Origin of the sequence: Microcoleus sp. B6-A1 (genome assembly GCF_036705085.1) — a bacterium.
In the GTDB taxonomy this organism is placed as follows: Bacteria; Cyanobacteriota; Cyanobacteriia; order Cyanobacteriales; family Microcoleaceae; genus Microcoleus.
Genome location: NZ_JAUBTU010000005.1, coordinates 62,574 through 83,498 on the forward strand (window position 1 = coordinate 62,574; position 20,925 = coordinate 83,498).

Consider the following 20,925-nt stretch of genomic DNA (forward strand, 5'->3'; position numbering starts at 1 on the left):
TCCCCTTGCTGTCACGGTGACATCATAATATTGGTTATAGCATAGAACAACGACCTCAATCTACTTTTTAACACTCACAATCAGAACAACTATGAAATTTAATCGTTTTGGAAAATACCTAATCGCATTTATGCTAGTGTTGCTATGTGCGATAGGTCTGCACCATACAACATTTGTCCGCGCCCAGGAGCCGCCACAAGTGCAAATTACCCAACCCGAACCAAACCCCGTAGTACCTGAAAGTATTTTCATGAGTCAACTTCCCCCTTCGGCACGACTGGTTGACATCCGCACCGTAAATCCCAACATTCGCCTCGATATCCGGTACGCCACTACTAACAATTTTTTGAAACGAAAACTTTACCCTATATCGAAATGCGCTTTGAGAAGTTCTGTTGCTCAAAAGTTAGGGCTAGTTCAAACAGATTTGGAAAAAATCGGATTGGGTTTGAAAGTTTACGATTGCTACAGGCCTTTCTCTGTGACTAAGCAAATGTGGCAAGCTTGGCCAGATCCGCGCTATGTTGCTAATCCTGCTAGGGGTTCGCGGCACAATCGCGGTGCTGCTATTGATTTGACTTTAGTCGATCGCACTGGCAAAGAATTAGAAATGCCCACACCTTACGATGATTTTACCGAAAAAGCTCATGGAGATTATCAAGGCGGCAGCGCGGAATCTCGGAAAAATCGTCAAGTGCTTAAGGATGCGATGAAAAAACACGGATTTATGGGTATCACAACTGAATGGTGGCATTTTGATTCGGAAGATTGGCAGAAGTTTGCGATTCTTGATATATCGCTTTCCGAGATTCCTTAATTCCACTATTTATTAAAAGTCGCAGATTTGAGGAAGACAAGGTACTGCTGTATCCCCACAGATGTCAGGGAAATTATCGCAATTTTACCGAAAATTCGTATTCGTATCCCCGGAAATTAGAGTCTAATTGTAATGTGTAATTGCCTGTTACTGGCACTTTTCCACTCCACTCTGTTTCATTGCCTTGATAAGGATCTCCTGCTAAAAGTTTGCCACGAGGAGTTATAATTTGGGGAAAAACATCTTTCCGATTCCTAACAGTCATTGTTTGACCTTTTCGGGCGCGAATCTGGTAAGAGTGGGTGCCGCCGCCGATGATTCGACCTTTAACAATTGCTTCATCTCCTCCCGGTCGAAAATTAATCTGCTGGTTGAGGTTAGAACAACTGCTTTCGGTGCGGTTTTTGGCAATCCAACCGGGCGGATCGGTAATTCGCAGCCAACCGTTTTGTTCTTCGGCGACTGAAACAAAGGTATTATTTTTAAGTTTTCCTACTATTTGGCTGCCCCTTACTTGCGGGATCGATCGCACATTTAGCGGTGGATTCGGATCGCTGACTACAGCCATACTGATTTTGCAACCCGAATCTGGGGGTGTGACAACTACTGGCTCAACTTTTGGCCCAGGGACTCCTGCAACTAGCGAGGATTGAACAGCCGGGGTTTTTGCAGGTTGGGGTGGGGATTTCGGAGATTCTGCAGCCGGGGTTTGTGCTTGCAGAGGTTCTGGTTGCCGAGATTCAGGGTTGTTCGTCGGCCCTGCAATCGGGTTTCTGGTGGATGCCGGGGATTCTGCAAGGGGAAGATCGGATTGTTTCATGGTACCCGACTGTATAGTTGCAGCAGCCACTCCCACCGCTGTTGCCAGTCCTGCTAAGCTTACTGTGATGATTTGACCCTTGGTAAATGGCATAAAAAACCCTCTCTGTATCTATACTAATAATTTTTGTTTGGGAGTTGGGGCGATCGCCAGTTAATTTATAGTGGAAATACCTAGTGCGGCCCACAGGGTCATTCGATTTTAGATTTTAGATTTTGGATTTTGGATTGACTTGCGCGAGATAAATTCGGGGGCTTGAGGATTTTAGATTTGAGATTTTGGATTGATTCCACGGATAAATCACGTGGCGGGTACCACCTTTGAAATTTTTGGTCAGGATTTTTAGATAAAATTTCAGATCCATAATTGTCGCAATAATTTGAGTCAATATATACTGGACGCCTATACTGATGGTAATCTTGCTCTGGGTTATTTGCGCGAAAATTTGCGAAGGTAAGCGTTCAGCGCGAGGTACATAAAATGTCAAAATTGATTCCTCTGAGATTACAACCGCCTCGCGATCGATTGTTGGAGGAGGTGAAGCAGGAAGTCCAAGCAGGCCTCGCGCAGTCTTTGCACGCTGCTGTGCTCGCTAACCTCAGCCAAGACTCGTCGCCTGTTGGTGTTAACCGCTGTTGGGATGTGGAAGTGAAAGCCGGCAACCGTCCGAGTTTTCGGCTTCCTCCCAAAGCCAGCATTGCCAAAGTGTTCGATCGCACTGGCGGTAAATTGGTAATTTTGGGAGCCACGGGTGCAGGCAAAACTACGACGCTGCTAGAATTAGCTCTGGTGTTAGTTTCCCGCGCCCAAAAAGATGCTAGTTTGCCCGTACCAGTGCTGTTTGAACTCGGATCGTGGAAAGCAGAATCCGGGGCGATCGCCGATTGGTTAATTGCTCAACTTCAGTTCAAATACGGCATCTCTCCTGCTGTAGGCAAAAAATGGCTTGCCGAACAAAAATTGCTGCCTCTCCTCGACGGTTTGGACGAAGTAGAAACCCACCGCCAAAATATCTGCATTCAAGCAATTAATCAATTTCTTGAAAGCGAATTTAAACCCAAACATTTAGTAGCTTGCAGCAGTTTTGAAGCTTACAAAAACTGTCCCACTAGATTTCGCCTACAAGCAGCCGTTTTATTGAAACCTTTAACAGAAACTAAAATTCAAAATTATTTGCTAGAAGCCCGAAGCCGCGAACTTTGGTACAGCATTGAGCACGAGCCGGAGTTGTTGAAATTGGCAAAAGTTCCCTTGCTTTTGAGCATGATGGCTTTGGCCTACGACGATATTTTAATTGAAGCTTGGAAGCGCATAACTTCCGCCGAAGAACAGCGCAAATATCTGTTAACTGCCTATATTCGCCACCAAATGACCGGGCAAGTCAAGCAGTATCCCAGAGGTAAGGAACTGCGGCCGGAACAAATTCGCCATTGGCTGGGATGGTTGGCGAGAAGGATGGAACAGGAAGGAATTCAAGAATTTTACCTCGATCGCATACCGTCTAGCTGGCTGCAAACAGCCGATGAACGGCGCAAGTATCAGTTTGGAGTTAAGCTGCTTGGCGGCCTGATTTGGGTGATTTTGGGATTAATTGCCACCCTAGTCTCCGGGTCAATTGGGGGAATAATTGCGGGTGCTATTGCTGCGGTAATTAGTGCTTTTTTGCCGGGAATTCCGGGGATTGAAAGGTTTATATTGCGCCTGGTGCTGTGGTCGAACGGATACATTCCTTGGGATTACAGGCGTTTTCTCGATGCTGCGGGCGATCGCCTGCTGCTGCAAAAAACGGGCGATCGGCGCTACCGATTTATTCACGATTTATTGCAAAAACATTTTTCAGAGATATAAATGCCGGAGGTTGACAAAAACAAATATAATGGATGTAACTGTGAAGGAGATTCCAATATTCGACAAGCAAAAGGAAACTCAATGACTGTAAAATTCATTCTGAGCGAATACGTTGACAAAGCAATGGCTGAGGCTATGTATGACAAACTTGAAGATCATAGCTTTGTGGGGAAAATTCCTGTTTGCAAGGGAGTCATCGCCTTTGGTTCAACGTTAAAAGAGTGTCAAAATGAGTTGCGATCAACTTTGGAAGACTGGATTTTGCTAGGGTTGAAATTGCGACATCGAATGCCCGTCATTGACAATATTGATTTAAATATGGAATAGCTTGTCCACTACCACACACTCATCCTAAAAAAAGTTTATGGTATTTTGGCCATTTGAAATAGCTGTTCTGCCGTAAATTCTAATCCATCAAAAAGTGTATCTGTTAATAGCGTATCTCCCCTATAAGTCTGCGGTGCTGCATCGGGGTAAAAAACTGTAATGCTTCTAGCCTTGCTATCTACTATCCAAACCCGCAATACCTTAGCATCTAAATAATCTCTCGCTTTAGCAGCTAACTGACCGAAAGTTTGTTCGGGTGAAATAATTTCTATGACTAATTCGGGGACGACAGGACAGGCTTCATCTTGATTCCAGTCAGGAGATAAGCGTTCGTAAGAAACATATAAAAGATCGGGTACTGGCACCCAGTCTCGCCCCAGTCTGGTTAATCTTACCGCCCATTCTACACCAATTTCTCCCCGTTCCTCACCCCACTGTTCGAGGATTTTTATTAGGCTTCGGGTGAGGCGAGAATGAAATTTTTTAGGTGACATCTTCGGTACTGCTTGCTCGTCAATAAGTTCGTAGGTAATATCGCCTTCTCCTTCGGGAAGAGTGAGAAACTCTTCCAAAGTGAGTTGAGTTTTTGTCTGGAGCATGGTGTTTTTCTGCTGTTAAACGGCATAGAATGCGACAAAAGCTTAGTATTCGTAGGGTGCGTCGCCATTTTTAATCTCTAAATTATATCGACTTTTCGAGTGGCGACGCACCTTACATATAGGTTTGTTTCCACGAGTCTTGCAAGCACAGGTGCGTCGCTACTAGATTGTCGCTTTTTCTTGAGGATTGTTGATCCCGACACACCCTACAGCTAAGGTTGCATGACTTAAATATTGATTGACATAATACAAATGTTATGATAAAGATTGGCAAAATCTCAGGTTTTAACTGCCGAATTTGCGATCGACTCCTAGATCGACACCCCCAAAAGGTTAATATTCTAGTCTGACCCTCCTGCAATCATTGCTTAACCTCCTATGGCAGAAACCTTATTGTTCAACGCCCTCCGCGAGGCGTTAGACGAAGAAATGGCCCGCGACTCCGCCGTATTCGTACTCGGCGAAGACGTAGGTCAATACGGCGGTTCCTACAAAGTCACCAAAGACCTCTACAACAAATACGGCGAACTTAGAGTGCTCGACACCCCGATCGCCGAAAATAGCTTTACAGGCATGGCAGTAGGCGCAGCAATGACGGGATTGCGGCCGGTCATCGAAGGCATGAACATGGGCTTTTTGCTGCTGGCCTTCAACCAAATTTCCAACAATGCCGGAATGCTGCGCTACACATCGGGCGGCAACTTCAAAATGCCAATGGTAATTCGTGGGCCCGGCGGCGTGGGCAGGCAACTCGGCGCGGAACACTCCCAGCGCCTAGAAGCATATTTCCAAGCAGTACCGGGTTTGAAAATAGTCGCCTGTTCGACTCCCTACAACGCCAAAGGACTCTTAAAATCAGCCATCCGCGACGATAACCCCGTTCTGTTTTTCGAGCACGTTCTTCTTTACAACCTGAAAGAAAATTTGCCAGAAACAGAATATTTAGTGCCGCTGGACAAAGCAGAAATTGTGCGATCGGGCAAAGATGTCACAATCGTGACTTATTCCCGGATGCGGCACCACGTCATGCAAGCCGTGCCCGCCCTGGTAAAAGAAGGTTACGATCCAGAAGTAATCGACCTCATTTCTCTCAAACCCCTGGACATGGAGACCATCGGCGCATCCATTCGCAAAACTCACAAAGTAATTATTGTAGAGGAGTGCATGAAAACAGGAGGCATTGGTGCCGAACTAATTGCCTCAATCAGTGATCGATTTTTTGACGAACTCGACGCACCGGTTTTGCGCCTGTCTTCACAAGATATTCCCACACCTTACAACGGCAATTTGGAAAGACTGACCATTGTCCAGCCCAATCAAATTGTCGAAGCCGTCCAAAAAATGGTAGCTTTGCGAGTATAAATAGTGATTAGTCAGTAGTCATTGGTTGACTGTTGACTGTTGACTGTTGACTGATGACTGTTGACTGATGACTGAGGACTGATGACTAAAATCTGCCAACTGCCAACTGCCAACTGACAACTGCCAACTGACCAATGACTAATAATTAAATATGCAAAAACAACGTTCCCTATTAGCCCTAATTTTTGTTTTAATCATCGCCGCCATTACTGTAATAGTAACTATTCCGACGCGGCTGGGATTAGACTTGCAAGGAGGGTCGCAACTCACAATTCAAGTAAAAACTACCCCCACAATTCCCAAAATTGACCAGGGAATGTTAGAAGCAGTGCGGCGGATTGTCGAAAACCGCGTCAACGGTTTGGGTGTTTCCGAAGCATTAGTCCAAACAGTAGGAGAAGACCAAATTCTCGTGCAGTTGCCCGGAGTAAATGACCCGCAGCAAGCAGAACGAGTTTTGGGCGGCACGGCCAAGCTAGAATTTCTGGAACAACTGCCCGGAACAGAAGCACAATTGGGCATTGAAAGGCAGTTGCAGCAGGAATTGCTGGTCAAACAAGAAGAATTGAAAACTAGCCCGAATGAGGCAGCAATTAAAGAAAATCAGGCTGCTTTGAAAAGAAGCAATGAGGCGATCGCCAAACTATTCAAAAGCAGCGGCCTCGGCGGCGAAAACCTCAAAGACGCTCAACCTCAACCCTTGGCCTCTGGGAACAACTGGAACGTTGCTCTTGTTTTCGATACCAAAGGAGGCGAACTCTTTGCCCAACTCACTAAAAATTTAGCCGGTACCGGACGCAGTATCGGTATTTTCCTAGACGAAAGAATGATCAGTTCTCCAGTCGTCGGCGTTGAATTTGCCCAAACAGGAATTACTGGTGGGAGTGCCGTAATTCAAGGCAACTTTACAACGCAAGAAGCCAACGATTTGGCAGTGCAATTGCGGGGCGGCGCTTTGCCTGTGCCGGTCGAAATTGTAGAAAACCGCACCATCGGCGCTAGCTTGGGTAAAGACAGCATTCAAAGCAGTATTAACGCAGGTATCGGCGGCTTAGTTTTAGTCTTGATTTTCATGGTTGCCTACTATCGACTCCCCGGCGTAATTGCCAATATTGCGCTGTTAATTTATGCTCTGTTAACTTGGGCAGCTTTCGTGCTTTTGGGAGTGACATTAACACTGCCGGGAATAGCTGGTTTTGTGCTCAGCATCGGGATGGCTGTGGATGCTAACGTGCTGATTTTTGAGCGCACGCGGGAAGAGTTGCGGGCGGGGAAGTCGCTTTATCGATCTGTAGAATCGGGTTTTTACCGCGCTTTTTCCAGCATTTTAGACGGAAACGTCACAACAGTTATTGCTTGTCTTGCTTTGTTCTCCTTGGGCGCAGGTTTAGTTAAAGGGTTTGCTGTAACTCTGGGATTGGGCGTAGTAGTGAGTATGTTTACTGCGCTCACTTGCAGCCGCACTCTGCTGTTCGTAGTATTGAGCTTTCCAGCATTGCGGAAACCTCAGTGGTTCTGTCCCGGTTTGTCGAAAACTGCTAATAGTTAACTGTTGACTGTTGACTGTTGACTGTTGACTGTTGACTGTTGACTGTTGACGGTTGACGGTTGACTGTTAACTTCTGAGTCACGCTCAATAATTAATCCGTGTATCTGTGTCAAAATCCGTGTCGTGCCTTCCCTCTTCCTTCAAATTATGAAATTCAGTGTAATCAAATATCGATCGCTCTGGTGGAGTATTTCCGCCGCTATAATCCTCGCAGGTATAGTGTCGATGGCGATTTCTTGGACTCGTCCCGACATCCGCGCACCACTGCGCCCTAGTTTAGACTTTATCGGCGGCACTCGGCTGCAATTTGAACTCGACTGCACGAAACCGGAAAATTGTAAACCCATCGATCTTCCTGCTGTCCGTGAAGTCCTGGACACCCAAGGTTTAGGTGGCAGCAGCCTTCAAGTTATCGGCAAAGAACAGCGCGGTTTGTCACTGCGAACAAAAACTTTGGATGTCGAACAGCGGACTAATTTGCAAACAGCTTTGAGCGAAAAGATAGGCGCTTTTTCTCCTCAATCTACTCAAATTGATACGGTTGGGCCTACCCTCGGTAAACAATTATTTACTTCGGGATTGTTGGCTTTATTCCTTTCCTTTGCTGGAATTACGGTTTATCTAACGTTCCGCTTTCAGTTGGATTATGCCTTTTTTGCTTTCGTTGCTCTCTTCCACGACGTGTTGGTTACTCTTGGTGTTTTCTCGTTTTTGGGTTTAGTTCAAGGAGTGGAAGTTGACAGCTTATTTGTTGTCGCTCTCTTGACAATTATCGGTTTTTCTGTTAACGATACAGTGGTAATTTACGATCGCGTGCGCGAAGTAATTAAGCTAAATCCGGGACAGTCGATCGATCAAATTGTCGATGATGCTGTCATGCAGACCCTGGGAAGGTCAATTAACACAACGTTTACCACCCTGCTGACATTGTTTTCAATCTTTTTGTTTGGTGGCGAAACCCTCAAATACTTTGCTTTAGCTTTGATTGTCGGCTTTATTGCTGGTTCGTATTCGAGTATTTTCATTGCCAGTACGCTGCTAGCTTGGTGGCGCAGTCGCACCGGTCACTCCATCCCCGTCCCCGCAGAAGGAATCAACCAGTCAGAGGAAGTTTAATTGACTGTGAACGGTTAACTGTGAACGGTTAACTGTTGACGGTTAACTGTTGACGGTTAACTGTTGACTGACTAATAATAAAGAATCAATAACAAATGACAAATGACACATGACAAATAATATCATGTCCGATCGAGCGATTAAAAGGGCTGGTTTTTGAGATTGTCAATTATTGGCAGATATTTTTCGTGAGGGGATCCCCTACCGTATTAGGGGTAATCGACCGGACATAATATAACAAATAACAAATAACAAATGACTACTGACCAAACTTTTCAAATTGAAGTCCAAAGACTTCACAAACTAACAGTTTACGGTCGCTGGTTAACAGTGATATTGCTGTGGATTAGCGTCGGTTCTTTGAGCATTTGGGGTTTGCGCCGCGAAATCGCTTTGTGGTTAGAACACTTCACTTGGGCGGCGGTGCGCTACGGTTTATCTTTTAATCGTTGGCCCACTCTCGGTTTGGGTTTGTGCTTGGGAATGACTTTAGCAGTGCTAACTTGGCAAAGTCGCAATATGGTGCGAGGATTGCCCCTGCGGGAAAAACAGGGTTTGGAACAACAAGTTCGCCGCATTCGCCAACAGGGGCCGAGTCATCCTTTGTGGAAGTGGGTTTGCAAAGGTTCGCGGTAGCTGACGGGCTTTATTCTTTAGTCTCAAGCCAGAGGAACGAAAGTTTAACAAGAAGCGGTTTCAACAGCCGAGTCCCTAACTTTTATTCCTTCTTCCATCTTCCGTCTTCCATCTTCCTTCTATCCTTTACATCCGTTACATCCGTTACAAAATCCGTTGCCGAACTTCCTTCTGCTATATCACGCAAAGCGAGGCAAAATCTGTGCTAGGGAAGACTGTTGAAGTGGAATTTCGATCGCAAATTCTGCTCCTTTTCCCGGTTCCGAAAAGCACTTCAATGTGCCGCCGTGTTGGTTGACAACAATTTCATAGCTAATCGACAGTCCCAAACCCGTTCCTTGACCGACCGGCTTAGTAGTAAAGAAAGGGTCAAACAACCGCTTCCGAACATCTTCTGTCATCCCCGGCCCGTTGTCAGAAATTTTAATTATTACCTTTTTTTTCTCAATTAACTCCGTGCGAATCCAAATCGTAGGAATCAGGCTGGTAGACTTAGAAACTGATGATTGAGTCTTTGTACAAGACTGCTTTTCCTCGCCTGATTGCGACTTTTTCAGGATTTTTTTATCAACATTTTCGTGCTTATTAGACTCAACAAGAGCGTAAATTGCATTAAGTAAAATATTCATAAATACCTGATTGAGCTGTCCGGGATAGCACTGCACCAGCGGCAAGTCGCTGTATTCTTTGTAAATTTCGATCGCCTCCTGCCCCGGTTTCCCTTTAAGCTGGCTTTGCAAAAGCATAATCGTGTTGTTGATACCGTCGTGAATGTTGACCTGCTTCATTTCAGCTTCGTCTAATCTGCAAAAATTCCGCAGCGATAAAACGATGTCGCGCACTCTTTCTGCACCTTGCTGCATGGAATTTAAGACTCTTGGCAAGTCTTCTAGCAAATAATCGAGTTCGATTTTTTCTGCTTCCGCTGCAATTTGCGGTATGAATTCGGGACAGTGCTGCCTATAGATGTCGAGCATCTGCATTAAAGCTTGCGTGTATTCTTTAGCGTGGTGCAAATTGCTGTATATAAAGCCGATCGGATTGTTGATTTCGTGAGCTACTCCTGCTACTAACTGCCCCAAAGAAGACATTTTCTCTGTTTGAATTAGTTGAGTTTGAGTGCGCTGAAGTTCCAGCAGTGCAAGTTCGAGCTGTTGGGCTTGATGTCTCAATTGCGCTTGCGACTCGCGCATCGCTACGGTTGATAACTCGTGAATTTGCAACTGAGAAAGCAGCAGTTGGTGTACGTCTAAAAGTTTGTAAGTTTCCGGTTCTACTTGTACTACAATTGGTTCGTGGATTAGTTCGGGCGATCGCTCCAAAGACTGCCGCACTGCTGTCATAATTGAGGTGTCGCGATCGAGAACCAACATATCCGTTTTAGTAAAGCGGTAGAGTATGAACAAAGGCTGTTGAGAAAATAACTCCAAGCTGTAGGGGCGGCTCATGTGTTCAAAATAACGCCGCCGCGAAATCATCCCTATAAACTTTCCTTGCTGAGTGATGATGATGCCGGGAACTAAAGGGTTTGCTTGAAAAATTTTAGCAACTTCGTCCCCCTGACACTCAGATTCTAGGAAAAAGTCGTACAGGGTTAATTCCTGTAGAGTCGATCGCAAACCAAGCGGCGATTTTAGGGGACTCAACCCGTCAGTTTCATACACTGCTCCCTCCTTTGGTAATTGGCAGTTGCGGTTGGCTGCTGGAGTCTTGCCTACTATTTAGAATGCCTTTTCTACTCTTTTTATAGCTTAGTTATCAACTTCCCTCTGCTCCCTCGAATCCAGTTAATTCAGCAGGATTATTTTTTGCCTTAAATCCTGCTGGTGTCCCCCGAAACGATATTGCAGGTTAGATTGATTTAACAGCAGACACCCCTTTGAAACCTGACTATGTATTGAATTTTATATATCCAAGATTTTACTAATCCGAATATAACAGTCATAACTATTTTTAATGTTTGATGACATTAATTTGGTTCAGATGGATAGACATCTGCGACCTGTGCCAGTACATTTGCTATTACCCCTTGCGTAAAATTATATTACAATAAGACAACAATAGCGACAAATCGGCTGCCGATCGCCCGATTGTAAAATTCAGGCAAAACTGGTTTCCGGCAATTGCCCATAAATCTCAATTGTCAGTTTTTTTGCACCAATGCCGATCGCACTCAACCCGAAGATTGTATTGTAGGTAGTCTTCCAGCCAGGGACAGCCGATTGCGAGCAATTTGTCAAGTTCGGCAGCTTATACTTTAGCCACATCGACACTCCAAAGCCTCACCGAGGAAATTTTTCCCGGCAGATGCTAAAGTTGTGCGATCGCAACTAAAACTCATGCTCCACACATCCGCTTGATGTTCCTTAAAAATTTGCAGAAAAGTACCGTCTGGCTGCCAATTTGATATTTAAATTCTCTCGCTGGAAAATCAGAGACGGAGAATCAAGAGGAAGCAGAAGGAAATAATTGTATTTTACCCGACTTTTCTCCAACCTCCACTTCACTTTGAGGAAGTTGGTTTGGTTGCGATAATCTTTCGATCATTATTACTTCTCCTCCCCCTTGATTTTAGGCAATTCTCATTAGAAACTCTAAGATGTTGATTTGAGGAACCTCCGGGGGTGGGGTTTGGTTGGGCGATCGCACTGAGCTAAATTGAAATGACTTTTGAGGAAAGTAAGCGACGGTTTCCATGTGCGGTTTCCCGAACGAGAGGTGGTAACTATATACACGGCGGGGCGATCGTACTTTCAGTACAATGTCAGTATTTCAACCTGTACACCTGTTGAGTCTGAGTCTCTGAGAGTGTGAAAGTCGCTCTCATCCTTTCCTTGTCTGGATTGGAAGTTTTTCAATGGTTAGGTGGTGCGAGGGTTAGAAGCAGACAGTTAACTAAACGGCACAAGGGAAGTCGGCCGCTAACGCCCACTGAGGAAGGAGTTTAGACTCTCACCGTCAAATCTCAATAGAGAAAAGCACCATAGCACCCCCAGCAATATCACCCAAAAGAATGATTGATAGAAAAAAAGTTGCGTGTTATATTTTAATATAATTCTATACAAAAATACTTTTACCTAAAAGGAGAACAAAAAATGGACACACCTACAGATCGCGAACAAGAACCAGTCGGGACAAGAGAACTAGAATCAATACCTGTATCTGAAAAAGTTTCGTCCCAAAAAGTTACTGAGGTTAATTTTGAAACGACTCCTTTAGAAACCCCTGCTTATACTCAGGAAAAAGTTAGCGTCGAAGAGGTAAAAATTAACGGCGACGATTTGGTTGCTAAAGTTAAAGAATTGATTCACGAAGGAAATATCCGCCGCATCATTATCAAAAATGAAGAGGGACGGATCTTAGTAGAAGTTCCTTTGACAGTGGGAGTAGTCGGTGGAGTCATCGGTGCGGCATTGTTTCCCGTCATTGCAGCAGTGGGAGCGATAGGTGCATTAGTCGCTCACATGACCATCATCATTGAAAGAACAGAATAAAAAAAATTCAGTTGTTAGTAAGGCTCCTGTCCGGTTAATTTCCCGTAATCAAGCTTCTTGGTAGTGAGTACGACTATCCTCTCTTGATAGATGAGAAAAAAGTTGTCTTTATTACTAAAAACTTAATTGTGGTTATCTAACCGGACTTAAACACATTTCAAGCACAAACTGGCTTTATAAATATAGCAATCCTTGCAGGAGTCCTAATTTTTTTTACGACTCCTGCAAGGATTGCTATCTGCTTGCAGAGTAAGCATTATAAATAACTCATTTAGCCCATATTCTTTGTTGAAGTATGGCTAATTCTATGCCTTTGGGGACTTGGGAATCACTCTAAGGGTAGAGCCTGGTTAATACCTTAACAAGTTACATTGGATACAAATGAAGGAAAAACCAAAAGTTCTCTAAACTCCCTAAGCTAAAAGCTGTTAAGCATTTAAACTCATGAGCCAAACACCCAACGCTTACACCTGAATCTTGACAGTAAATCGAAATAAGTGATTTAAATGCTCAACAGCTTAGCTCAAGTTTTCCAACCAGAGCATCTCCTACAGACAAATATTTTTTGAATAGTGGTGGCGAAGATAATTATGAAACCTAACGAAGAAAATAGCTCTAGCCGTGAAATTCATCAAGAAGTTCACACAGATGCAACTAACGGTCACGTCAGTACAACGCGAACCACTACAAGTGTTCCGAGTACAACTGCGAAGGCTTCTAAAGAAGCAGCTCATCACCAAGGTTATGTACAGGGTGAAATGGCCGAAAATCACCGCCAAGTTGGAGTCCAAGAAGTCCGCGATAACGAGAATGCAGGTCGCGGGTTACTGTTAGGAATTCTTCTTACTTCTTTGGTAGGCTTAGTTCTCGGCAGTGTATATTACTTCAATCGGGGTGAGGAGGCTCCTACTCCTACTGCTGCTCCTGTGATTGTTGTACCGAAAGCGAATCAACCTTCAGCAACACCTGCTCCGACTCGGACTATAGAGAGAGAAAAAACGATCATTCAAAAGATTGTTCCCGTTCCGGTTCAAGCATCTCCAGCTCAAAAGGCTACGCCTGCTCCTCAACCAAGTCCAGCTCAAAACGCAACTCCGGCTCCTCAAGCAAATCCGTCTCCCAATATCAATATTACAATTCCAAATTCACAGCAGCAAGATGCACCCGCTCAGCAAGCAGCGCCGTCTCCATCTTCGCCGTCAAATAATACCAATACTACGGTTCCGAATTCGCAGAATGAGCCAGATTCCACTCCACAAACTCCAGCACCTGAGAGTTCAGCTACTCCATCTCCAACTCAAGGTGAGGGCGCTCCGGGAGCAGGTACGAGCGGCGACACTAATACCGAAAGCCGGAGCGAGTCTAATCCTACAGATACGGCTGTACCTGATAGCAACTCCGGCGCAGAGGGTGCGACTGGTTCACCGCAATAGAAGTTGGATGTCGAATTAGTTTGCCAGGGGTTCAAACGCCAGACTCATCGCTAAAGTCCTTTAAAGCTGATATCTGGCACCATTGTCAGCAACAGGCTTTCCGGCCTGTTCCACAAAATATAAATTTTATTGTGGAACAGGCCGGAAAGCCTGTTCCTAAAAGGCTAATTGAGAATGGTGCAACATATTAGTTAAAGAGGACTTTTTTTTAGGGTTTAAAGTGAAATCTTGCACCATTATCAATAAGCCTGCTATAGGCGGGATCTCCTGCCCAACCCCTACTCCCCACAAGAAAACTCATTGTTTGTGGAACAGGCCCGAAAGGCTGTTAAGCGAGAATGGTGCAACATCTCAGACTAACCGGACATTGTGGCTGAACTTAAGAAACCTGGTTTCTGCGGTGGAAAACGTTTTAAGAGTGTGCCAACCTATCCTAAGAAACAGTTTGGTGAACTAATTTAACTTTCCCTAAAGCCGTCTTCCTGCTGTCAAAGAGTTTCATCACGCCGGAGGTGATGGTCTCGATGACATCGGGAGCGCAGTAAGAGAGAAACTCTTCCGAAGAAGTAGGATCTGCAAAAAACTCTTGAGCTTTCTTCAAAAAGTTTTCTGTTTCAGCAAAGCCGATAGATTTGATAATAAACGTAGAAACCGGGGAGTTTTTAATATCATAGCGCGATTCTTGATTGCGTCCTATTTCTAGCAGGTCTAACACTTCTCTTTGTAACTGACTTTCTAATGGGTAGGCGCTCTGTCTGTTGGGCAAGTAATCCTCCAAAACAGAGGTTTTAAATCCTGGTGTTCGCAATTCTCCCATCATAGTTGAAAGGGGAATATCGCGCCCCAAACGGTAGGAAAGAGCTTCTAAAATGGCGATGGTAATTAGCTTGACACCCAGATAAAGTTTAGCAACTTCGATATTTTTTCGAGTTCTGGCAATCAGGTTAGCGTAGGTTTCATCGTCCGGCTCTTGCATAAACTTCTGGAAAACCAGTTCGGGTTTGAGGAAGTTCAAAAATCCTTCCATTTTTTGCAGAGACCTGCGATATCCGGCAACAGTATAGGAATTAACATTGGTCAATTCGTGGTTAGTTTCTGGCATCAAATTCCAGGTATTGTCTAAGAAATTAGAGGAATTGCGAGAGGCAAAATTCTCGACATCTCTATTTGCTAACCTGACAGCACGCTTGACAATTTCTACAATTTCTGCTGGGTTCCATCCCAAGTTAAAATCGCGATTGATACTTACCAAACGCTGGTGCAAAAGTTCGATCGCGCTCAAACCGCTGGGCGAAACGGGACGAAAAGGGATAGTAGCTTCGATGCAAGCTGTTATCTCAGCGATCGTACTAGCTGGCAAAAAAGGCTCCAAAGATTTGGCAGCAATAACGGCACTCAAAAATTCGTTTTGGCCGCCAAACGGAGAGAGAGTCTTGCCGGGAATAAACCCAAATACTGAGGCCACTAGGTGATACATGGCATCGTCGGGCAGTTCGGTTTCATCTCTAATAACTAACTGCGATCGCACCTCTTTGACAAAAGGACAAAGGGCGCTGCTAATATTGAAACTAACGCCCTGATCGACTTGCACGTACACGAGGTCGTGAAACAGTGCAGCCAGCACCTCGATCGGATCGACTGACCCCCCGACCTCAAAAATGTGTTCCGACGTGTGAAAGTAGCGCCAAGGCCCTCTCATCGTTTGAATAATTAGCTCAGCTATCTGCTCCAGCTTGGGAATGTCTACTCGACCTCCCAATTGCTCGATCGAGCTTACCAAGCAATCCAAGCACCGTTTTTGTTCTGCCAAAAGCTCCATTTACACACCTCCAGTGCATTCCCTGATTGTCTTGCGTTTGATTGCATGGTATCAAAACGCGCTGCGATCGTGCCATAATTCGTCACTCAAAAATTTCCAATTTTAGGGTGAAACAGGGAGAGGGGGCGAGAGAAAGAGGAAGAGCGAGGGAGAGCGAGGGAGAGCGAGGGAGAGAGAGAGCGAGAAATTAAATATTAAAAATTCTGCCGTGGTGGAGCTTCGGGCCAATTGGGCGATCGGTATCATAAATTACAGTAAAACCGACAAAAAGTGCGTAAAAACTTGATGAATTTTTGAGGAAATTATGAGGGATTTTTGACAAAAGCTGTGGGTGGGTGGCATTGACACCAGCTTCAAGCTGCGGCGGTATAAATACTGCGTGTCGCCTCAGAATAAGATTTGTAGACGTGCTGATAAACTTCAGTTGATTAGCTTTCGGGCAGTTGGTCTAAAGCTTCCTCGATCGCCACTTTAACTGCTGCCTTGGCTTACTGTCGCATCCCCAATCTAAGACTAACAGAACTTACGCAACTGTCACAAGTGATACTGGCACCATGCCGCAGAAAATCCGACAAAAAACAGGGGAAGATCGGGGCGTTTCACTGACTAAATTAAATAATTGGACAACATCAATCGAGCTTCAATACCCCCTTAATCCCTTAGTCCCCCTCTGCTGGGACTTCGTATGTTTAAAAGCGATTTAAATCGCCGAATCAACTGTTAGATCCCCAACTTCTTTAAGAAGTCGGGTATCGGGGGATTGTGTCTTTTGAGCCGTTGCTGACCAGGAATTTCAAAGGTGGTACCCGCCACGTGATTTATCCGTGGAATCAATCCCAAATCTCAAATCGAAAATCCTCAAGCCCCCGCATTTATCCGTGGGGTCGCCTCGAAAATCTAAAATCTAAAATCTAAAATCGATTGACTTACTGCATCCGATCGATCGTCCGATACTGCACCGCCTCCGCCACATGATTCGTTTTCAAGCTTTCATCCCCCGACAAATCAGCAATAGTTCTAGCCACCTTCAAAATTCGATCGCTCCCCCTCGCCGACAGCCCCAACTTCCGAATCGCCATCTCCAATAAATTCCGAGAAGCATCATCCAACTGACACCATTTGTTAATGTGACTGCTTTGCATCTGGGCATTACAGCGCAAACTAGATTCCGACTGAAAACGGCGAGTAGCGAGCTCTCGCGCCCGCTGTACTCTCACCCGCACCGGTTCCGACTCCTCCCCCGTCGGCTGTCGCGTAATTTCTTCGGGTTTCAAACGATTAACCGCCACTTGTAAATCAATCCGATCCATCAAAGGCCCCGAAAGTTTTGCCCAATATTGCTCCCTCTTTTGCGGCGAACAAGTACACTGTTGGATTGAATCGCCATAGTAACCGCAAGCGCAAGGATTCGTACTCGCAACTAAAGTGAATTGAGCCGGAAACATCACCGATTGTCTAGTGCGAGAAATCGTCACATAACCATCTTCCAGCGGTTGTCGCAAAAACTCCAAAACATCTCTTTTAAACTCAGTTAATTCATCCAAAAAAAGAATGCCGCGATGTGCTAAAGAAATTTCGCCCGGACGCGGAAAACTGCCGCCACCTACCAAAGAAGGGCCGGATGCCGAATGGTGAGGACTGCGAAAAGGTCGATCGCCCACCAAGCTTCCCTTATCCTTCAACAACCCCGCCACCGAATGAATTTGAGTCACATCCAAAGCTTCCTCAAAAGTCAGCGGCGGCAAAATACCAGGCAAACGCCTCGCCAACATCGTCTTACCGCTCCCTGGCGGCCCCACAAAAATTAAATTGTGTCCCCCCGCCGCCGCAATTTCCAAAGCTCGCCGCGCGTGAATTTGCCCCTTTACATCCTTTAAATCTAAACCCGGAAACCGCGTTTTTGCTAACTCTTCTCGACCGTTTACTTCTACAGGCGAATAAACTTCAGGATTGTTCAAAAAATCAGTAACTGCAAAAATATTCTCAAAACCATAAACAGATATTCCGTGCACCAAAGCCGCTTCTTGCGCGTTACCAGCCGGTACAACCAACCCCGAAATACCCATTTTTTGAGCAGCAGCGGCGATCGGCAAAACCCCAGCCACAGGCCGCAAACTCCCATCTAAAGAAAGTTCCCCTAAAAACAAATAATCTCCCAAAAGTTGACCGCTGACTTGTTCCGATGCTGCTAAAATGCCAATGGCGATCGGCAAATCAAAACTCGGCCCCTCCTTCCGCAAATCTGCCGGAGTCAAATTAATCACAATACTCCGCATCGGAAAAGCATATCCCGAATTTTTTAGCGTAGCCTTAACCCTTTCTTTAGCTTCTTGCACCGCAGAATCGGGCAACCCCACAACCACAATTTTCGGTAGCCCGCCTGACACATCAGCCTCAACACCCACCTTTACCGCGTCAATTCCAACGATCGATGCACTCCAAACCCTAGCAAGCATTTTTCTTTATCCTTAATTTGCCTGTCCTTGATTCATCATCTATTATGATTAACAATGACTAATGAATATCGGGAGAGGCAAGAAAAACTTTTCCTTGCCTCTTCTTTTTCTCCTCTTCCCTCTCTCCTGCTGAGTCTTCCCTCGAACCTCTTCCCGACATCCGTTACATCCGTTACATCCGTTACATCCGTTACATCCGTTACATCCGTTACATCCGTTACACAATCCGTTGCCGAACTTCGTTAACACCCATGACAACTCAAGAAACGCTTTTCAGCAAAATCATCCGCAAAGAGATTCCCGCAGACATCGTTTATGAAGACGACTTGGCCCTCGCGTTTAGAGATATCCATCCGCAAGCACCCGTCCACATCCTCGTCATTCCCAAACAGCCTATTGCCAAATTAGCCGATGCCGAATCGGGAGATCATGCTCTCATGGGACACTTGCTGCTGACTGTCAAACGGGTAGCAGAACAACTCGGACTTAGCAACGGCTATCGCGTCGTCATTAATAGCGGCAGCGACGGCGGCCAAACTGTAGACCACCTGCACCTTCACATTCTCGGCGGTCGGCAGATGAACTGGCCCCCAGGCTAAAGCCTAATTTTTACGCAGAACTTGCGGACTCATCCTCAGAAACCCGGTTGATTTCTATTGCCCAGCGCCTCAGAAACCGGGTTTCTTTTTTCGTCAATAAACCCGGTTGATTGGAGATTATTGAGAATAGACTTGAATTGCAAAAATAATTAGGACGGGCTAGAAGCCCATCCCACAAATTTTTTTTCTTGTGGGATGGGCTTCTAGCCCGTCCTAAAATTTAATTAAAAGAACTGTTGCAATCTTGTCTAATGCAGCCCGATCGCACTAAAAACCAGATTTTCAGTATTCTCCCGATACAAATTTACCCTCGCAGAATCCACCGATGATATGTAAATAAATATTAAAAATCATCTCTTCACGACCTAATTAACAGATATTTAAAGAGAAAGAGAATCGACCTGAACAAAAAACAATGCTCGAACTGCTGAACCAAGCTACAGCCAATAGATTCAGTTATTCAGGTCGCTGTATTTAACCCGTTTGGCTTGTAATATTACTTTGTAAAAAACTACAAATATTTACCAATAATCCAGTTTTTGTAAATGTTTGTAAAATTTTTGAATTGTCAGCAGTAATCCCTTGGCAAACTTTAGTGAATGGTGTTACTAATATAAGCGTGGGGCCTCCCCACAACGAACCTTGAAAATTCAATTAAGCCATCATAAACCAAATGACAACAACCGTACAGCGTCGCGAAAGCGGCAACGTTTGGGAACGCTTTTGTGAATGGGTCACAAGCACTGAAAACCGGATTTACATCGGTTGGTTCGGCGTCTTGATGATTCCCACCTTGCTCAGCGCCACCATCTGCTACATCATCGCCTTCATCGCTGCTCCTCCTGTGGACATCGACGGCATCCGCGAACCCGTTGCAGGTTCCTTGATGTACGGCAACAACATCATTACTGGTGCTGTTGTGCCTTCATCGAATGCTATAGGCTTGCACTTTTATCCCATCTGGGAAGCAGCTTCCCTCGATGAGTGGTTGTACAACGGCGGCCCCTACCAATTGGTAGTATTTCACTTCCTGATTGGCATTTTCTGCTACATGGGTCGTGAATGGGAACTGTCCTACCGCTTAGGTATGCGTCCTTGGATCTGCGTCGCTTACTCTGCACCTGTTGCAGCAGCAACCGCAGTATTCTTGATTTACCCGATCGGACAAGGCAGTTTTTCTGACGGTATGCCCTTGGGTATCTCCGGCACCTTCAACTTCATGATCGTGTTCCAAGCCGAGCACAACATCCTGATGCACCCCTTCCATATGTTGGGAGTTGCTGGTGTCTTCGGCGGTGCTCTGTTCTCCGCCATGCACGGTTCTCTTGTTACCTCCAGCTTGGTTCGCGAAACAACCGAAACTGAATCTTTGAACTACGGTTACAAATTCGGTCAAGAAGAAGAAACCTACAACATCGTCGCAGCCCACGGCTACTTCGGTCGGTTAATCTTCCAATACGCGAGCTTTAACAACAGCCGTTCTTTGCACTTCTTGTTAGGTGCATGGCCAGTTGTCGGTATCTGGTTTACCTCTTTGGGTATTTCCACGATGGCGTTTAACCTCAACGGTTTCAACTTCAACCAATCGGTTATCGACTCGCAAGGTCGCGTCATCAACACTTGGGCTGATGTCATCAACCGCGCTAACTTGGGTATGGAAGTAATGCACGAGCGCAACGCTCACAACTTCCCCCTCGACTTGGCCGCCGGTGAAACAACTCCCGTAGCAATGGTTGCTCCCTCCATCAACGGCTAAACTTAGCTTTTGATTAACAAAAAGCGCTCCTAGAAATAGGGGCGCTTTTTGCTTGAGCAAGTATAATTTGATAGATTTTTTTCTGTTAAATCCGTTAAATATCACATCTTGCACCATTCTCAGGAACAGGCAAGATGCCTGTTCCACAAAGAGTGAATTTTCTTGTGGAACAGGCATCTTGCCTGTTCATAAAAAGCTTATTGAGAATGGTGCAACTTCTCAGTTGAATCCGTTAAATCTATTAAATCTCGTACACTGCGCGTTTCCGAGCTTCCTTCTTCCCGATCGATCTGA

General features: G+C 45.3%; 18 protein-coding genes. 11 read left to right on the forward strand and 7 right to left on the reverse strand.

Going from position 1 to position 20,925, the window contains the following annotated elements; all coding sequences use genetic code 11:
* The first annotated feature begins 91 nt into the window (after positions 1 to 91).
* Complete coding sequence (locus tag QUB11_RS02855; protein WP_333389673.1) at positions 92 to 817, forward strand: M15 family metallopeptidase; 726 nt, start codon at positions 92 to 94, stop codon at positions 815 to 817.
* Positions 818 to 890: 73 nt separating this feature from the next.
* Here the strand turns inward: QUB11_RS02855 and QUB11_RS02860 are convergent, their stop codons facing one another.
* The gene (locus QUB11_RS02860; protein WP_333389674.1) at positions 891 to 1,730 is read right to left on the reverse strand and encodes an SH3 domain-containing protein; all 840 of its coding nucleotides are present in this window, start codon (positions 1,728 to 1,730) and stop codon (positions 891 to 893) included.
* 387 nt (positions 1,731 to 2,117) lie between these two features.
* Here QUB11_RS02860 and QUB11_RS02865 point away from each other — a divergent pair, with 387 nt between their 5' ends.
* Together QUB11_RS02865 and QUB11_RS02870 are read left to right on the forward strand one after the other, a co-directional pair.
* Positions 2,118 to 3,485, forward strand: coding sequence for an NACHT domain-containing protein (locus tag QUB11_RS02865; protein ID WP_333389676.1), 1,368 nt, complete (start codon positions 2,118 to 2,120; stop codon positions 3,483 to 3,485).
* 81 nt (positions 3,486 to 3,566) lie between these two features.
* Positions 3,567 to 3,812 (forward strand): type II toxin-antitoxin system HicB family antitoxin, encoded by a 246-nt coding sequence (locus QUB11_RS02870; RefSeq protein WP_333374065.1) that lies wholly within the window; start codon positions 3,567 to 3,569, stop codon positions 3,810 to 3,812.
* A 35-nt stretch (positions 3,813 to 3,847) separates the two neighbouring features.
* Here the strand turns inward: QUB11_RS02870 and QUB11_RS02875 are convergent, their stop codons facing one another.
* Positions 3,848 to 4,411, reverse strand: coding sequence for a Uma2 family endonuclease (locus tag QUB11_RS02875; RefSeq protein WP_333374063.1), 564 nt, complete (start codon positions 4,409 to 4,411; stop codon positions 3,848 to 3,850).
* Positions 4,412 to 4,789: 378 nt separating this feature from the next.
* Between QUB11_RS02875 and QUB11_RS02880 the strand changes: the two genes are divergently transcribed.
* From QUB11_RS02880 to QUB11_RS02895, 4 genes are all read left to right on the forward strand, one after another.
* Positions 4,790 to 5,773, forward strand: coding sequence for an alpha-ketoacid dehydrogenase subunit beta (locus QUB11_RS02880; protein WP_333109434.1), 984 nt, complete (start codon positions 4,790 to 4,792; stop codon positions 5,771 to 5,773).
* Between the two features lie 151 nt (positions 5,774 to 5,924).
* The gene (gene secD / locus QUB11_RS02885; protein ID WP_333389679.1) at positions 5,925 to 7,322 is read left to right on the forward strand and encodes a protein translocase subunit SecD; all 1,398 of its coding nucleotides are present in this window, start codon (positions 5,925 to 5,927) and stop codon (positions 7,320 to 7,322) included.
* Between the two features lie 147 nt (positions 7,323 to 7,469).
* Positions 7,470 to 8,438, forward strand: a complete 969-nt coding sequence (gene secF / locus QUB11_RS02890; RefSeq protein WP_333389681.1) for a protein translocase subunit SecF — start codon at positions 7,470 to 7,472, stop codon at positions 8,436 to 8,438.
* A 255-nt stretch (positions 8,439 to 8,693) separates the two neighbouring features.
* Positions 8,694 to 9,074 carry a hypothetical protein gene (locus QUB11_RS02895; RefSeq protein ID WP_333201972.1) on the forward strand — a complete coding sequence of 127 codons (381 nt, stop codon included), beginning with the start codon at positions 8,694 to 8,696 and terminating at the stop codon, positions 9,072 to 9,074.
* 179 nt (positions 9,075 to 9,253) lie between these two features.
* Here QUB11_RS02895 and QUB11_RS02900 read toward each other — a convergent pair whose 3' ends face one another.
* The 3 genes from QUB11_RS02900 to QUB11_RS02910 form a co-directional block, all read right to left on the reverse strand.
* A complete protein-coding gene (locus QUB11_RS02900) occupies positions 9,254 to 10,738 on the reverse strand; it encodes an ATP-binding protein (RefSeq protein WP_333389683.1) in 1,485 nt (494 codons plus the stop codon).
* Positions 10,739 to 11,173: 435 nt separating this feature from the next.
* The gene (locus QUB11_RS02905; RefSeq protein ID WP_333389684.1) at positions 11,174 to 11,341 is read right to left on the reverse strand and encodes a hypothetical protein; all 168 of its coding nucleotides are present in this window, start codon (positions 11,339 to 11,341) and stop codon (positions 11,174 to 11,176) included.
* Between the two features lie 304 nt (positions 11,342 to 11,645).
* On the reverse strand, positions 11,646 to 11,771 hold the full coding sequence (locus tag QUB11_RS02910; RefSeq protein ID WP_333153819.1) for a hypothetical protein: 126 nt from the start codon (positions 11,769 to 11,771) through the stop codon (positions 11,646 to 11,648).
* Positions 11,772 to 12,169: 398 nt separating this feature from the next.
* On the opposite strand from QUB11_RS02910, the gene QUB11_RS02915 reads away from it, so the two are divergent.
* Together QUB11_RS02915 and QUB11_RS02920 are read left to right on the forward strand one after the other, a co-directional pair.
* Positions 12,170 to 12,568, forward strand: coding sequence for a DUF4342 domain-containing protein (locus QUB11_RS02915; RefSeq protein ID WP_333153818.1), 399 nt, complete (start codon positions 12,170 to 12,172; stop codon positions 12,566 to 12,568).
* Positions 12,569 to 13,158: 590 nt separating this feature from the next.
* Positions 13,159 to 14,001, forward strand: coding sequence for a hypothetical protein (locus QUB11_RS02920; protein ID WP_333389686.1), 843 nt, complete (start codon positions 13,159 to 13,161; stop codon positions 13,999 to 14,001).
* Positions 14,002 to 14,434: 433 nt separating this feature from the next.
* Here the strand turns inward: QUB11_RS02920 and QUB11_RS02925 are convergent, their stop codons facing one another.
* Both QUB11_RS02925 and QUB11_RS02930 read right to left on the reverse strand, forming a co-directional pair.
* Complete coding sequence (locus tag QUB11_RS02925) at positions 14,435 to 15,820, reverse strand: hypothetical protein (RefSeq protein WP_333389687.1); 1,386 nt, start codon at positions 15,818 to 15,820, stop codon at positions 14,435 to 14,437.
* 926 nt (positions 15,821 to 16,746) lie between these two features.
* The gene (locus QUB11_RS02930) at positions 16,747 to 18,276 is read right to left on the reverse strand and encodes a YifB family Mg chelatase-like AAA ATPase (protein ID WP_333389689.1); all 1,530 of its coding nucleotides are present in this window, start codon (positions 18,274 to 18,276) and stop codon (positions 16,747 to 16,749) included.
* A gap of 251 nt (positions 18,277 to 18,527) precedes the next feature.
* Here QUB11_RS02930 and QUB11_RS02935 point away from each other — a divergent pair, with 251 nt between their 5' ends.
* Together QUB11_RS02935 and psbA are read left to right on the forward strand one after the other, a co-directional pair.
* Positions 18,528 to 18,875, forward strand: a complete 348-nt coding sequence (locus tag QUB11_RS02935; protein WP_333201966.1) for a histidine triad nucleotide-binding protein — start codon at positions 18,528 to 18,530, stop codon at positions 18,873 to 18,875.
* A 673-nt stretch (positions 18,876 to 19,548) separates the two neighbouring features.
* On the forward strand, positions 19,549 to 20,631 hold the full coding sequence (gene psbA / locus QUB11_RS02940) for a photosystem II q(b) protein (protein ID WP_333083652.1): 1,083 nt from the start codon (positions 19,549 to 19,551) through the stop codon (positions 20,629 to 20,631).
* Positions 20,632 to 20,925 lie beyond the last annotated feature (294 nt).

Excerpts from the sequence above, each read along its gene's own strand:
- secD (WP_333389679.1), top strand. The coding sequence starts at position 5,925 with ATGCAAAAACAACGTTCCCTATTAGCCCTAATTTTTGTTTTAATCATC.
- QUB11_RS02875 (WP_333374063.1), bottom strand. The coding sequence starts at position 4,411 with ATGCTCCAGACAAAAACTCAACTCACTTTGGAAGAGTTTCTCACTCTT.
- QUB11_RS02935 (WP_333201966.1), top strand. The coding sequence starts at position 18,528 with ATGACAACTCAAGAAACGCTTTTCAGCAAAATCATCCGCAAAGAGATT.
- secF (WP_333389681.1), top strand. The coding sequence starts at position 7,470 with ATGAAATTCAGTGTAATCAAATATCGATCGCTCTGGTGGAGTATTTCC.
- QUB11_RS02925 (WP_333389687.1), bottom strand. The coding sequence starts at position 15,820 with ATGGAGCTTTTGGCAGAACAAAAACGGTGCTTGGATTGCTTGGTAAGC.
- QUB11_RS02910 (WP_333153819.1), bottom strand. The coding sequence starts at position 11,771 with ATGGAAACCGTCGCTTACTTTCCTCAAAAGTCATTTCAATTTAGCTCA.
- QUB11_RS02855 (WP_333389673.1), top strand. The coding sequence starts at position 92 with ATGAAATTTAATCGTTTTGGAAAATACCTAATCGCATTTATGCTAGTG.
- QUB11_RS02860 (WP_333389674.1), bottom strand. The coding sequence starts at position 1,730 with ATGCCATTTACCAAGGGTCAAATCATCACAGTAAGCTTAGCAGGACTG.
- QUB11_RS02880 (WP_333109434.1), top strand. The coding sequence starts at position 4,790 with ATGGCAGAAACCTTATTGTTCAACGCCCTCCGCGAGGCGTTAGACGAA.
- QUB11_RS02930 (WP_333389689.1), bottom strand. The coding sequence starts at position 18,276 with ATGCTTGCTAGGGTTTGGAGTGCATCGATCGTTGGAATTGACGCGGTA.
- QUB11_RS02870 (WP_333374065.1), top strand. The coding sequence starts at position 3,567 with ATGACTGTAAAATTCATTCTGAGCGAATACGTTGACAAAGCAATGGCT.
- QUB11_RS02920 (WP_333389686.1), top strand. The coding sequence starts at position 13,159 with ATGAAACCTAACGAAGAAAATAGCTCTAGCCGTGAAATTCATCAAGAA.
- QUB11_RS02915 (WP_333153818.1), top strand. The coding sequence starts at position 12,170 with ATGGACACACCTACAGATCGCGAACAAGAACCAGTCGGGACAAGAGAA.
- QUB11_RS02905 (WP_333389684.1), bottom strand. The coding sequence starts at position 11,341 with ATGTGGCTAAAGTATAAGCTGCCGAACTTGACAAATTGCTCGCAATCG.
- QUB11_RS02865 (WP_333389676.1), top strand. The coding sequence starts at position 2,118 with ATGTCAAAATTGATTCCTCTGAGATTACAACCGCCTCGCGATCGATTG.
- QUB11_RS02895 (WP_333201972.1), top strand. The coding sequence starts at position 8,694 with ATGACTACTGACCAAACTTTTCAAATTGAAGTCCAAAGACTTCACAAA.
- psbA (WP_333083652.1), top strand. The coding sequence starts at position 19,549 with ATGACAACAACCGTACAGCGTCGCGAAAGCGGCAACGTTTGGGAACGC.